This window comes from Streptomyces sp. NPDC091209, assembly GCF_044757755.1.
In the GTDB taxonomy this organism is placed as follows: domain Bacteria; phylum Actinomycetota; class Actinomycetes; order Streptomycetales; family Streptomycetaceae; genus Streptomyces.
Map to the genome: position 1 here is coordinate 167499 of NZ_JBIVVR010000013.1, position 12272 is coordinate 179770.

Consider the following 12272-nt stretch of genomic DNA (forward strand, 5'->3'; position numbering starts at 1 on the left):
ACAAGTGGAGCGTCAGAACGCGGAGTTGGCGAACCAGTGCGCCAGCAGGCGCTCGTCCCCTTCGTGCGTGAGGGCTCGCGCGGTGTAGGGAAGGCGGCCGTACACGAGCAGCAGCAAGTCCGCCGCGGTTCCTCGGACCGTGGCGTCCGCGGTGTCTGCGATATCCGAGGTGTCCGCGGTGGGCCGGGCCGTGTCGAGGCCGAAGCCGTCGGGCCGCAACCGGACGAGCCAGGCACCGTCCTGGTCCGTTGCCCGGAAGACGATGCTCTGGTCGGGACCGCGCAGGTTGGCCACCTTGGGGGCGAAGGAGGCGGCGAAGGGCAGGTTGACGAGAAACTCATCGATTCCGTCCGCCGCGACCGGTCCGTCGATCGCGGGCCGAACGCCCAGGGCGAGTTCGGCGTCGGCCCGGTGCAGCAGTGTCTCGAAGAGCATCCTCCGTGCCCAGAAGCGAGCGTGCTGGTCCACCCCCCACGCCCACATCGGCAGGTTCGGGTCGGTGGCCGCGAACGCGTCCGCGGCCACGGTCGCGCTCTCGCTCAGCCAGTGCGCGTATGCGTTCTCCCGCTCCGGGAGCTGCAAGTCCACTTCACGTGTGCGCGGGGGGTCCTGGATGCGCGTCCGCAGGAGCACGGAGAACCAGCGCTGGACACTGCCGGTGTGCTTGACCAGGTCGGCGAGCGTCCACCCCGGGCAGCTCGGCACCGGTGTGACCAGGTCCGCGTTCTTGACCGCGGCGACGAACCGGGCGGTCTCCGTGGCGACCGCCGTCCGGTGGTCGACGGGGGAGTGAAGGCGGCCGTGGTCAGGGCGGCATGCGGTCGTCATGCCGGGGTGGTCCGGGTTCGTCATGGATGAGTGACCTTTCTCGGCACGGTCGTACGACGTTCCGTGCACCGCGTCGCGGTCAGCGGGTACGGGGGATGGCCGGATCCGGGTGATCCAGGCGGGTGAGCAGGGTGGCGGCGAAGTCCTCGGCACGGGCGAGTTGCACCCGCAGATCCTCGATCTTCTGGGCGGCGGCCCGCTCGTAGGCCCTCATGCGGCCCATGAGCGCTTCGCGCTCGTCGGCGGGCAGTTCCTCGCCGGAGTCCAGGCGGTCCGTGGCGTCCAGCAGGTCGCGCATCTCGTCCAGAGTGAAGCCGAGCGGCTTCATCCGGCGGATGACCATGAGGCGGGCCACGTCGGCCTCGGTGTAGAGGCGGAAGCCGCCCTGGGAGCGGGCGGAGGGAGTGACCAGGCCGGTCTCCTCATAGTGCCGGATGGTGCGCAACGACAGCTCGGTCCGCGCGGCGACTTCGCCGATCTGCATGTGCTCGCTGCTCACGCGGACGCCCTTCCCTGCTGTCGCCAAGGCCGTTGGCCCTCAGGCCATGGCCTTCGGTCCTCGGGACCCAAACCCTACTCTAACGTTAGGGTAAGGTAAGTGATCGTCGGGGTCGGCTCCAAGCCGTCCCCGCTCCCATAGCGGGGAACCAGAGGTCGTGCGACCGACCGCCGGGCGGGGGACGCCTCCTCCGTCGCGGCCCTGGACGCGATCGAGGCCACGTACGCACAGCGCGGCAAGTCCGTCGAGATCAGCGGCCTGAACCAGCCGAGCGCGTCGAGATCATCGGCCTGAACCAGCCGAGTGCCCGGATCCACCAGCGTCTCAGCGGCGAGCTCACCGCCGGCCACTGACCCACCCACGTCACCCGCGCGGAGCCGGGAAGCCCCTGGAATGCGCCCTCTCCTGTCGAGGGACCGCTCGTCCGCCCGGCCAGGGCGACGTCACCGGCTTCGTCGGCGCGACACGGCACAGGCGCGGCGAGGACCGCAGGGGAGGGGTGGGAGAGTGGTCGGCATGTGCGGTCGTTACGCCTCCACCCGCAGTCCTCAGGACCTGGTCCAGTTGTTCCAGGTCACCGACTGGCGTGCCGAAGAGGCCCTCGCGCCGAACTGGAACGTCGCCCCCACCGACAACGTATGGGCCGTCCTCGAACGCGCCCCCCGCGGGAAGGCCGATGCCGCGGTGGCGGAGCGGGAGCTGCGGCCGCTGCGCTGGGGCCTGGTGCCGTCCTGGGCCAAGGACCCGAAAGCCGGCGCGCGGATGATCAACGCGCGGGTGGAGACCGTGCACGAGAAGCCCGCCTACCGCCGGGCATTCGCGAAACACCGCTGCCTGCTCCCGGCCGACGGCTTCTACGAGTGGCAGCAGATCAAGGACGAGGCCGGCGGCAAGCCCCGCAAGCAGCCGTACTTCATCCACCCCGAGGACGAGCAGGTGATGGCACTCGCGGGGCTGTACGAGTACTGGCGCGATCCCGAGGTCAAACAGGACGACGACCCCGCCGCCTGGCTGACGACCTGCACCATCCTCACCACCGAGGCCACCGACGCGGCCGGCCGCGTCCATCCCCGCATGCCGCTGGCACTCACCCCCGAGCACTACGACGCCTGGCTGGACCCGCACCACCACGACACGCACGACCTGCGCGCCCTGCTCACCCAGCCCGCCGACGGCCACCTCGACGCCCGGCCCGTCTCCCCGGCCGTCAACAGCGTCCGCAACAACGGCCCCCACCTCCTGGACGAGATCCCCCTGTAGGAGTCGGTACGGTCCGGAGTCCTGGCCGCGCAAGGCGCCACCATCCGCGCCACACGTTGGGCCGGGACCACCGGCCTTGGTGCGACCGGCACGCCCCGACCTCTTCGCCGCCGCCCTGCGGGCGGGGCCGTGCTGAACCCGTCCGGGACCCTCAATCCCGGCGTCGTGATCGATCCCCTTCGCCGATACGGGGGTGTCGAGCCGGCACGGCCCCCGTGATCCGCGAGACGGCTACCAGCCGACGGCGACCAGCAGCCACTGCGGGTTGGCGTGGGAGATGAAGGAGGACTGACCCGCGACGTCGTCGTACGGGAAACCGTAGGCCAGGTGGTTGATGGCGTTGTCGTGCCAGAACTTGGCGTAGTAGTTCGCGGGCGCCGCCTTGTAGTACTGGGCCGGGTCGCCCTGTTGGGAGGCCGGAAGGGTGGCCACATGGCGGTTGAGGGCGGCGCACATGTCGGGGTTGCCCGCCAGAGCCGCCGCGCAGCCGAAGATGTCGGAAGTGGCCGCGCCGACGCCCACGGACTGGGCGTAGGCGGTGAAGTAGTTCGCGTTGGCTCCGCCCGCCCGGAAGCTCGGGTCGCTGCCGGGCGCGATGATCCGGTACGGGGCCTGGCTCTGGGCCAGCACCTTGAACTGGTCCGGAACGGCGGCGGTGAACCGCTGGAAGGTGGTCGCGCGGTCCTCGGCGAAGGTCGCCCGGTCCTCACCGACCTCGGCGTCGTACCCGTCCTTGGTGTGCAGACGCATGGCCAGTTTGAGGCCGAAGGCGTCGACCCTGGTGGTGTTGCCGTTGAAGACGTTGTTGCCGACGGTGAACTCGATGAAGTCGTAGTACGGACCGTTCGGCGAACCGAGGTAGAAGTACATGCGGCCCGCGGAGTTCGCCGGCATGTCGAGGTACGGCTGCTCGGCTATGGAGTGGATCTGTCCGTTGAAGCTCCAGTACACCTGGCTGTCGGGGTACTTGCCGTTGGTGCGGTTGAGGATCTTCACCTCGACGGCGTTGTTCGCGGCGGGTATGTCGCTGGTCGTGCCCCAGAAGGCGTCCGGCGGGGTGGTGCTGCCGGGCCCGTACACCTGGAACTCCCACAGGGAGTAGCCGTACGGGGTCGCTCGCGTCGTTCCGAGGACGCGCACGTATCTGGCGCTGCCGGAGAGGCCGATGTTCTGGGTGCCACCGGTGCCGGTCGTCGTGGAGAACGCCGTGGCCCAGGTGTTCGCGTCGGTGGAGGTCTGGATCTGGAAGGCCGTGGCGTAGGCGGCCTCCCAGTTCAGGGTGACGCGGGTGAGCTGCTGGACGGAACCGAGATCGACGCGCAGCCATTGCGGGTCGGAGAAGGCCGAGGACCACCGGGTCCCGGTGTTTCCGTCGACCGCGGCCGTCGCCGGGAAGGAGCCGTTCTCGACCGAAGACGCCGTGGCGGGCCGTCCCTGGGAGAGCAGTTGGTCGGCGGCGTGCGCGGGTGACGAGGTCAGGAAGGCGACACAGGCGGCGAGCAGGACGACGACCGAGCCGAGAGCCGTACGGGCCCGTGCGGTCATGCCTGCCCGTACGGTCATGCCTGATGGTCCATGGGGAGGGGCGCTGGTCAAGGACTGCATGCGGGGTCTCCTCGTGCCGGGTAGGCGTGTGTGGGGGCGGAGCAACAGCAGACGGAGAGCGCTCTCTCCGGGTTGTATCCCCGGACGTTCAAGACGTCAACAACTGAAGCCGAAATGGAGGGAGTTCGGGTGTCCGGCACGGCTGAGTACCGCCTGGTGCCTCCTGTGCCGCGCCTGATCGCCCGGAGCCTTCGGACCCCGACGGCTCGACGGGGCCCGTGTCGTGCCCCGCATTCAAGACTTGGCTTCTTCGGACAGCCTTAGGCCCGAAGGGAGCCCCGCGGCGATTTCCTGCCACCGTCGCCGGGGGCTGACTGGTCTACACCCTTGACTGGTACAGACCAAAGCGGTTGAGTGTGGCCCACACCCCCCACCACGGCCGCCCGGACTCTGCGGCGTCGGCCCTCCGCCGACGTGCGCGCATGGCTCTGCCTGCCTCCGGCGCTGCCTTGCTCCGCAAAGGACTGATCCTGTGTCACAAGCTCGCGCCGCTTCCCTCCTGGCCGCGATTCTGATCGGAACCTCCGCACCGGTAGTGCTGCCGGCCGCGAGCGCGTCCGCCGCGTCCTGTTCGAGCTACCCGAACTGGGTGGCGGGAAAGTCCTACGCCACCGGCAACATCGTCCGGTACACGGACGGCAAGGCCTACATAGCCGAGCACGACAACCCGGGCTACGACCCGGTCATCAGCACCTGGTACTGGGATCCCTACTCCTGCGACGGCGGCTCGACGAACCCCTCCGACGGATTCGTCGTCTCCGAGGCCCAGTTCAACCAGATGTTCCCGAACCGGAACTCCTTCTACACCTACAACGGCCTCAAGGCCGCCCTGAGTTCCTACCCCGCCTTCGCCAACAGCGGCAGCGACACGGTCAGGAAGCAGGAGGCCGCCGCGTTCCTCGCGAACGTCAACCACGAGACCGGCGGACTGGTCTACGTGGTGGAGCAGAACACCGCCAACTACCCCACCTACTGCGACTGGAGCCAGTCCTACGGCTGCCCGGCAGGACAGGCGGCGTACTACGGGCGCGGCCCGATCCAGCTCAGCTGGAACTTCAACTACAAGGCCGCGGGTGACGCGCTCGGCATCGACCTGCTGGGCAATCCCTGGCTCGTCCAGAACGACTCGGCGGTGGCCTGGAAGACCGGCCTCTGGTACTGGAACACCCAGTCGGGCCCCGGCACCATGACCCCGCACAACGCGATGGTCAACAGCGCGGGCTTCGGCCAGACCATCCGCAGCATCAACGGCTCGCTGGAGTGCGACGGCAGGAACCCCGCGCAGGTGCAGAGCCGCGTGGACGCCTACCAGCGCTTCACGTCGATCCTCGGCGTCACGCCGGGAGTCAACCTCTCCTGCTGACCGGCCTACGGCAACACGGCTCGGCGTGCCACCCCGGACAGGTTCCTGCTGCCGCCGCCCGCAACAGGCCCTGCCGGGGCTCGCCGGATCCCGGGACGGGGAGGTTCGGCCCGGACCCAAGTCGGCCCGGACCCAAGTCGGCCCGGACCCAACTCGGCCCGGGCCGAGTTGGGTCCGGACGAAGGGCCGGTACCCATCCTGCCGCGGGACCCGACGGCGAGTCGAAAGGGGAACGGCCCGGCGACGTCCGGCTGGAGATCTGCACCGCGACGGGAAACAGCCCGCAGGAGCCGTCCCTGAGCAGGCAGGCAGCCGCAGACCGACGTGCGTGCGGTGGGGGTTGGGCGCCTTCGGACGGAAGAGCGGCAGGTGCGGGTCCCGGCCGGGCGGGAGCGCGTGCCGCGCCGGCCGGGGCGACCTCACTCGCCGAACAGAGCGGGGATCTCCGCGAGGGCCGGATCATTCTCGCTGAGCGGCCGCCGGGCGGTGAGCGCGGCCGCGGCGTCCACCGGTGTGCCTGTTGAGGTGAGGACGGCCCGCGCCTGTTCGGCGGGCAGAGAGTTGAACCACCGTACGGCGAGGGCGAGTCGCGCCGCGGCGTCGACCGAACCGAGGAGGCGCAGGCGGGAGATACCTCCGTCGGGGAACACGTCGAGGCGTACGTGGGTGACTTCTTTGGTGCCGGTGACGTCGAAGTAGTGCCTGGTGTCGGGCTGGAGCCTGGTGTCGGGCAGCAGGGGGAACCAGGCGGACGAGTCGGGCTCCGGCGTCGTCTCGGCGTTGGCCCCGTACAAGGCGCAATTGTTCGACGCGTTGTACTTGTAGTAGGAGGTGTCGACCTCGACCTGGCGCAGACGCCCGGGGGCAGCCAGACGGACGACTGCCCAGTCGTGTCCCGGGCCGCGTCGACGCTGGGTCTCCCAGCCGTCGCCCATGTGCCGGGCGAGTCCGGGCTGGTTGAGGACCTCGGCCGACGAGTAGAAGGTGTCGCTGCTGGTCTCCACCACGCCGCCCAGTTCGCGGGCGGCGAGGTCGGGGGTGAGGCCCTCGAAGCGGCGGGGGTCGGGAACGGCCTGTCCGCGCACGCGCAGGCGGGCCACGCCGCCGTCGGGGTAGACGGACAGCCTGAGGTGGGTGAAGCGGGTCCGCTCCGTCACCGTGAACTCGTTGTGGGAGTCGCCCTTGAGCGGGGAACGCGGGACGATCTCCTCCCAGGTGACATCGGTTCCCGCGAGTTCCTCCGGCGAGGGGTAGCCCTCCACACCGCAGGCTTCGATGCGGCACTCCGGGGGGTAGTTCCCGGTGAAGAAGCTGGTGTCCACGTCGATGGAGTGGATCACTCCGGGCGCTCCGAGGCGGATCAGGGCCCAGTCGTGTCCGGGAGTGCGCCTGCGGCGGGTCTCCCATCCGTCGACGATCTCACCCTTGTGGCCGTAGGAGCCGGGAGTGAAGTCGGCGGCCCCCGGCACGAGCAGATTCTCCTTCTCGCCGAAGGACTCGTCGCTTGCGGCGATGACGCTGCCGCCGACGAGCCGCGATGCCAGGTCCGTCGAGGACGGGTGATCGGTGGACATGGGGGACAACCTCCACAGGTGGAACAAGGGCGCGGGAATCAGCCCGCGAGTCGGTGATGTACGGGGTGCGAGGGTCGGTTGCTCAACCCGTCGGCTCGGCCGGCGGGGGCGAGGGGCTCAGAGCGCCAGGCGCTCGGACAGCGGCCATCCGATGATCGTCTTGGACTCGGGTGCCGCGTAGGTGCTGACCTTGCTGGTGCTCAGGCCCAGGCCCACGATCGCCTCGGCCAGGCGGATTCCGGCGGCGACCGGGTCGACCACCGGTACGCCGAGGGCGTCGGTGATCGCTTTGTCGAGTCCGGCCATGCCGCCGCAGCCCAGGCAGATGACCTCGGCCCGGTCGTCCTCGACGGCTCGCCGTGCCTCCTCGACGATGGCGGCCATCCCGGCCTCGGGGTTCTGGTCGAACTCCAGAGTGCCCATGCCGACGGAGCGGACCGAGGCGCAGCGGTCGGCGAGTCCGGCGGTGAGAAGGCGGTCCTCGATCGATCCGATCGAGCGGGCGAGGGTGGTGACCACGGAGTAGCGGCGGCCGATCATCAGGGCGACGTGGGCCGACGCCTCGGCGATATCGATGACGGGGACGTCGGTGAGCTCCTGGAGGCCTTCGCGCCCGTGCTCGCCGAACCCGGCCATGACCACGGCGTCATAGGGCTCGTCGTAGGTGGCGACGCGGTCCATGACCGCGACGGCGGACAGCAGGCTCTCGAAGTTGCAGTCGATGCCGTCGGCCCCGTAGAGCGGGGTGAGCGGGACGATCTCGGTTCCGGGCGAAGCACAGTCCCGGGCGCTCTGGGCGATCGACTCGGTCATGGCTTCGGTGGTGTTCGGGTTGACGACCAGAATGCGCATCAGGCACTCCTTCACGATCGAAGATCGGGTGGGTGGACAGCGGCTAGCGGGCGACGCCGTGCGGCGTCAGCAGTTGACCTCGGGGGCGGGAGAAATCGATGCGCTGACCCCGCAACCAGGTCTGGCGGACCGCGCCGTACAGTTCCCGCCCGGCGTAGGGGGTGATGGGCTGGCGGTGGTGCAGGGCTGTCGGTTCGACGGTGAACTTGTCGTCGGGTGCCAGGAAGCACAGGTCGGCGTCGTATCCCGGGGCGATCGCCCCCTTGCGCGCGAGCCCGACGAGCTCGGCCGGCTGCCGGGCCATCCAGTTGGCGACGTCCGCGAGCGAGTGGCCGCGGCGCCGTGCCTCGGTCCACACGGCGGGCAGCGCGATCTGGAGCGAGGAGATGCCGCCGAACGCCTCGGCGAAGTCGCCCTTGTCCAGGGCCTTGTGCTCGATGGCACAGGGCGAGTGGTCAGAGACGATCATCGAGAGGGAGTCGCCGCGCAGGGCCGCCCACAGCCGGTCGGCGTTGGCCGCGTCCCGGATCGGCGGACAGACCTTGAACGAGGTGTCGCCGTCCGGCACCTCCACCGAGGTGAGGGTGAGGTAGTGCGGGCAGGTCTCGGCGGAGATGTCGAGCCCGTCGGCCCGCGCCGCGTGGATGAGATCGGCGGCCCGAGCGCTGGAGATGTGAACGATGTGGCTGCGCCCACCGGTGGCGCGCGTCGCCTCGATCACCGCGCTCACCGCCAGGTCCTCGATGTGCGGCGGGTGTACCGCCAGGAATTCCTGGTACGAGCGGCCGGGAACCATCGGGATCGCGGCCATTTCGGCGGCGTCCTCGGCGTGGACCGCGAGGACGCCGCCGAACTTCTTGAGCTCGGCCAGGGCCGCCTTCATCTCGTCGACGGAGACGGGCGGGAACTCGGGAAGGCCCGTGTTGGCGAGGAAGCACTTGAACGCGAGTACTCCCGCACGGTGAAGCTCGCCCAGCTGAGGAATGTTGGACGGGGTGACGCCGGCCCAGAAGCCGACGTCGACATGGCTCCGGTCGCTCGCCGCCTTGCGCTTGATCTCCAGGGCCGGTACGTCGACCGTCACCGGGAGACTGTCGAGTGGCATGTCGACGACCGTGGTGATGCCGCCCGCCGCCGCTGCCCGGGTGCCGGAGTCGAAGCCCTCCCAGGCGGACTGTCCCGGGTCCTGAAGGTGCACGTGGGTGTCGACCAGCCCGGGGAGTACCACCACGTCGGCTTCGACGCGGACTTCCTCCCGGGCCGGAACGGCTGCTTCGATGTCCTCGATGAACCGGATCCGCCCGTTCACGATGCCGATGCAGGCGGCTCGTTCCCCTTCGGATGTCATCACGCGCTCGGCGCGAACGACCGTGTCCACTTGTTCCATGCCGGTTCCTCGTCCCTCGTCCGTACGTGTGTGTGTTTTGCCGGCCGGCTCAGGAGAGCTCGGGCACCAGCTCCGACGGGACCTCGTGGCTGCCGTCCGGCGCCTCGGCGGGCTCCGGCTCGAAGCGCGGGAAGCCGAGCAGGACCGTGGCGTTCGCCCGCTTGTGGACCAGCGCCACCCCGATGAGGTAGACAACCGCGCCGGTGAGCCACGCCTGCAGGGCGGGGAAGCCGATGTAGGTGTGCTGGAACCCGGCCGTTCCCGGGATCAGGCCGCCGGTGACCGTGCCGACGACCGTGCCCGCGACCACCGCGACCACGCCGGGCCAGTTGGCCCGTGCGGTGTGCCTCCAGTGCGCGACGCGGTCCATCGGGCGGCGCAGGCCGAACAGACGCGGCAGGACGAAGACGTCCATCGCCATGACGGTGCTCGCGGTCGGCACCGTCACGGCACCGATGCCGGTGACGATGTTGAACGTCTGCTGGAGGCTCGGCAGGATCAGGGTCAGGCCCGCCGCGATGGCGCCGAGCAGCAGGACGGTGTACTTGCGACGCCACCGGGGCAGCTCGGACGTCAGGTTCTGAACTCCGTTGACCGCGATGTAGAGGTTGCCGTCGTTGACCGCGGCCTGGTTCACGATGAAGAAGACGAACCCCAGGGCCACCAGCCCGAACAGGGAGAAGTTCACGAAGTACTTGATGCTCGGGCCGAAGTCCGCCTGGTTGGCCAGCACCGCCACCACGTATCCCATGATCGGGAACATGAAGGAGCCGACCGCGTAGGAGACGATGATCGTCGGCAGGTTCCACCGCGGGCGGGTCTTGGCGTATCGGAAGACATCGGCCTCGTTGCCCCAGGTCGACAGGCCCACCATCGCGCCCGTCACGAAGAGTATCGAGGAGGGCGACGCGACGTGGAGCTGTGAGTGCAGCTGGCTCCCCGAGACGGTCGCAAGCCCGCGGATCGTCGCGTAGAGGCCCCAGATCATCACCACCGGCACGGCGACGTACTGGGCGAACCTCTGGACGCCGTCGAAACCGAAGTACGTGTTGGTGATCATGACGAAGGCGATGCCGACCGTCACCGCCTGGACCGCGGGTACCGTGAACAGTCCGCCGAGCAGGGACATCACGAACAGCACGGTGAAGATGTAGAAGCCCATCCCGTTGATCAGCAGCAGCACGGAGACCAGTCGGCTGCCCAGCCGTCCGAAGACGCTGCGTGTCATGAGCGAGGTGGTCTGCCCGACCGCGGCGCCGGCGTTCGCCGAGCCGATGCAGTACAGGGACATCGCCACCGTGGCTATCGCCATCGCGATGATCAGCTGGGTGAAGCTCAGTCCCTCGAAGCGCGCGGTGTAGCCGACGTATGCGGCGCCGAAGGTCGCCTGCATGGAGAGGAACGTCAGGAACATGCGGAAGTTGGAGCGGCGCTCGGAGGCCGGAACCACGCTGTCGGTGTAGTCCTGCGCCGATTCGGCGCCTGATGCGCTCTGGCCGGGGCTTACGGATGCGTCGGAGGAATGGGCAAACCCGGTGTTACCGGTCATGGCAACTCCCTAGGACTGTGTGCGGTCATGACTGACCGGAGGGTGCGCCTGATGGCGATTGGTGTTCGCGGCCCGTGACGGACTTCGTCGAGTCCCTCGGGGCACTGGAAGGCGGATCGGCCGGGTCAGGGACCCGTCTGGAGAAGGCTGCGAAACGTGAGCACGTCGGTCCCGGTTCCGGCCACGACGACATCGGCGGAGGCCGAGGGTGTGTGGCCTTCTCCGACAGGGGTGTTGAGGGGGGAGATCTCGTCGCTCACCCGTTTGCCCGGCGCCGTTGCGGGATGGTTCGGCGATGGCGAGCGCTACGGGGTTCGGCGTTCACCGGGCTGCGCCGGTGCTCCCCTGGCGCCACCGGCCCGGCAGCCGTGCGAGGTGTCGGCGGGGAGCGTGAGGCGGGTGACCGCGCGCCCTGCCGTTCAGTGAAGTCGGTGTAACTGGATCATGTGGATTCTCTTCCCGGCAAGGAGGCGTCCAGCGCACGTTATTCCGGTTCACGGAAACTTCATTCCGTTGTGCGGTAGCTAACAACCTGCCCGCCGGGCCGTCAAGCACTTACTGCACAGTGCTTAACACTCTTTGGCAAGGTAGGAGCTACATCATGGCCAGAGTGTTAAGTGGCGCGCTAGGCTGCTGGACATGACGGACCGATCGTTTCCGACCTCTGAGAGTCCGGTCACCGACCTGGGGCACAACATTCGCGCAGCGCGCCAGGCGCGGGACCTGTCCCTGCGGGAGCTCGCCCGACGTGTGGGCATCAGCGCGAGCGCCCTCTCGCAGATCGAGACCGGCAAGACCCGCGCGAGCGCCAAGACCGCCTACGAGATCGCCCAAAACCTGGGCGTCACCCTCGCTGAACTCTCCACCGATCCGGACAGGCCGCACACCGCGACAGGGCCGCCCTCGGCCGTCCCCGACCAACAGGGGCCCGAGCCGGACGGCCTGGCCGTCCACCTGCGCCACGCCGTCGAGTTCATCCCCCACGGCGCCCAACGGACCGTCAGCCTGCACGGCGGAGAGTCGTTCAGGGTGCTCAGCGGCCCGTCCCTCCCCGGGGCGAACTGCCTGCTCCTCACCTACGAACCCGGTGCCTCATCGCCGCCCAACGACGAGTTCGTGCGCCATGCCGGCCACGAGTTCAACTACCTCGTCTCCGGCCGCCTCGTCATCGAGGTCGGAACCGAGCGTCATGAGCTTTCCCCCGGTGACACCCTGACGTTCCCCGCGACGACACCTCATCGGCTGACCAATCCATGGCACGAGAAGGCGGAACTCGTCTCGCTCTTCCTGCAGACCCCACCTCACGACCGTTCCTGAGAGGCCGGCACGGTTTTCTTGCGGGCCGATCCGTTCGT

At 69.1% G+C, this 12272-nt stretch carries 10 protein-coding genes; 3 read left to right on the forward strand and 7 right to left on the reverse strand.

Features of this window, described 5'->3' with window-relative positions; all coding sequences use genetic code 11:
- Nucleotides 1–12: 12 nt before the first annotated feature.
- Nucleotides 13–852 (reverse strand): maleylpyruvate isomerase family mycothiol-dependent enzyme, encoded by an 840-nt coding sequence (locus ACIQRL_RS31965; RefSeq protein WP_401338059.1) that lies wholly within the window; start codon nucleotides 850–852, stop codon nucleotides 13–15.
- A 55-nt stretch (nucleotides 853–907) separates the two neighbouring features.
- Complete coding sequence (locus ACIQRL_RS31970; protein WP_401338061.1) at nucleotides 908–1327, reverse strand: MerR family transcriptional regulator; 420 nt, start codon at nucleotides 1325–1327, stop codon at nucleotides 908–910.
- A 516-nt stretch (nucleotides 1328–1843) separates the two neighbouring features.
- Here ACIQRL_RS31970 and ACIQRL_RS31975 point away from each other — a divergent pair.
- Complete coding sequence (locus ACIQRL_RS31975) at nucleotides 1844–2587, forward strand: SOS response-associated peptidase (protein WP_401338063.1); 744 nt, start codon at nucleotides 1844–1846, stop codon at nucleotides 2585–2587.
- A gap of 231 nt (nucleotides 2588–2818) precedes the next feature.
- Here ACIQRL_RS31975 and ACIQRL_RS31980 read toward each other — a convergent pair whose 3' ends face one another.
- Nucleotides 2819–4150, reverse strand: a complete 1332-nt coding sequence (locus ACIQRL_RS31980; protein ID WP_401338065.1) for a beta-1,3-glucanase family protein — start codon at nucleotides 4148–4150, stop codon at nucleotides 2819–2821.
- A 541-nt stretch (nucleotides 4151–4691) separates the two neighbouring features.
- On the opposite strand from ACIQRL_RS31980, the gene ACIQRL_RS31985 reads away from it, so the two are divergent.
- On the forward strand, nucleotides 4692–5555 hold the full coding sequence (locus ACIQRL_RS31985; RefSeq protein ID WP_401338235.1) for a glycoside hydrolase family 19 protein: 864 nt from the start codon (nucleotides 4692–4694) through the stop codon (nucleotides 5553–5555).
- 419 nt (nucleotides 5556–5974) lie between these two features.
- Here ACIQRL_RS31985 and alc read toward each other — a convergent pair whose 3' ends face one another.
- The 4 genes from alc to ACIQRL_RS32005 form a co-directional block, all read right to left on the reverse strand.
- Nucleotides 5975–7129, reverse strand: coding sequence for an allantoicase (gene alc, locus ACIQRL_RS31990; protein WP_401338067.1), 1155 nt, complete (start codon nucleotides 7127–7129; stop codon nucleotides 5975–5977).
- Between the two features lie 117 nt (nucleotides 7130–7246).
- Nucleotides 7247–7981, reverse strand: coding sequence for an aspartate/glutamate racemase family protein (locus ACIQRL_RS31995; protein WP_401338069.1), 735 nt, complete (start codon nucleotides 7979–7981; stop codon nucleotides 7247–7249).
- Nucleotides 7982–8024: 43 nt separating this feature from the next.
- Nucleotides 8025–9368, reverse strand: a complete 1344-nt coding sequence (allB, locus tag ACIQRL_RS32000; RefSeq protein ID WP_401338071.1) for an allantoinase AllB — start codon at nucleotides 9366–9368, stop codon at nucleotides 8025–8027.
- Between the two features lie 49 nt (nucleotides 9369–9417).
- A complete protein-coding gene (locus ACIQRL_RS32005) occupies nucleotides 9418–10917 on the reverse strand; it encodes a cytosine permease (protein WP_401338073.1) in 1500 nt (499 codons plus the stop codon).
- 639 nt (nucleotides 10918–11556) lie between these two features.
- Between ACIQRL_RS32005 and ACIQRL_RS32010 the strand changes: the two genes are divergently transcribed.
- Nucleotides 11557–12234: a helix-turn-helix domain-containing protein gene (locus ACIQRL_RS32010; protein ID WP_401338075.1), complete on the forward strand. Its 678-nt coding sequence runs from the start codon at nucleotides 11557–11559 to the stop codon at nucleotides 12232–12234.
- Nucleotides 12235–12272 lie beyond the last annotated feature (38 nt).

What these genes read in the sequence shown, in the direction of transcription:
- ACIQRL_RS31965 (WP_401338059.1), bottom strand. Translation starts at nt 852, where the DNA reads ATGACGAACCCGGACCACCCCGGCATGACGACCGCATGCCGCCCTGAC.
- ACIQRL_RS31975 (WP_401338063.1), top strand. Translation starts at nt 1,844, where the DNA reads ATGTGCGGTCGTTACGCCTCCACCCGCAGTCCTCAGGACCTGGTCCAG.
- ACIQRL_RS31980 (WP_401338065.1), bottom strand. Translation starts at nt 4,150, where the DNA reads ATGACCGTACGGGCAGGCATGACCGCACGGGCCCGTACGGCTCTCGGC.
- alc (WP_401338067.1), bottom strand. Translation starts at nt 7,129, where the DNA reads ATGTCCACCGATCACCCGTCCTCGACGGACCTGGCATCGCGGCTCGTC.
- ACIQRL_RS31995 (WP_401338069.1), bottom strand. Translation starts at nt 7,981, where the DNA reads ATGCGCATTCTGGTCGTCAACCCGAACACCACCGAAGCCATGACCGAG.
- allB (WP_401338071.1), bottom strand. Translation starts at nt 9,368, where the DNA reads ATGGAACAAGTGGACACGGTCGTTCGCGCCGAGCGCGTGATGACATCC.
- ACIQRL_RS32005 (WP_401338073.1), bottom strand. Translation starts at nt 10,917, where the DNA reads ATGACCGGTAACACCGGGTTTGCCCATTCCTCCGACGCATCCGTAAGC.
- ACIQRL_RS32010 (WP_401338075.1), top strand. Translation starts at nt 11,557, where the DNA reads ATGACGGACCGATCGTTTCCGACCTCTGAGAGTCCGGTCACCGACCTG.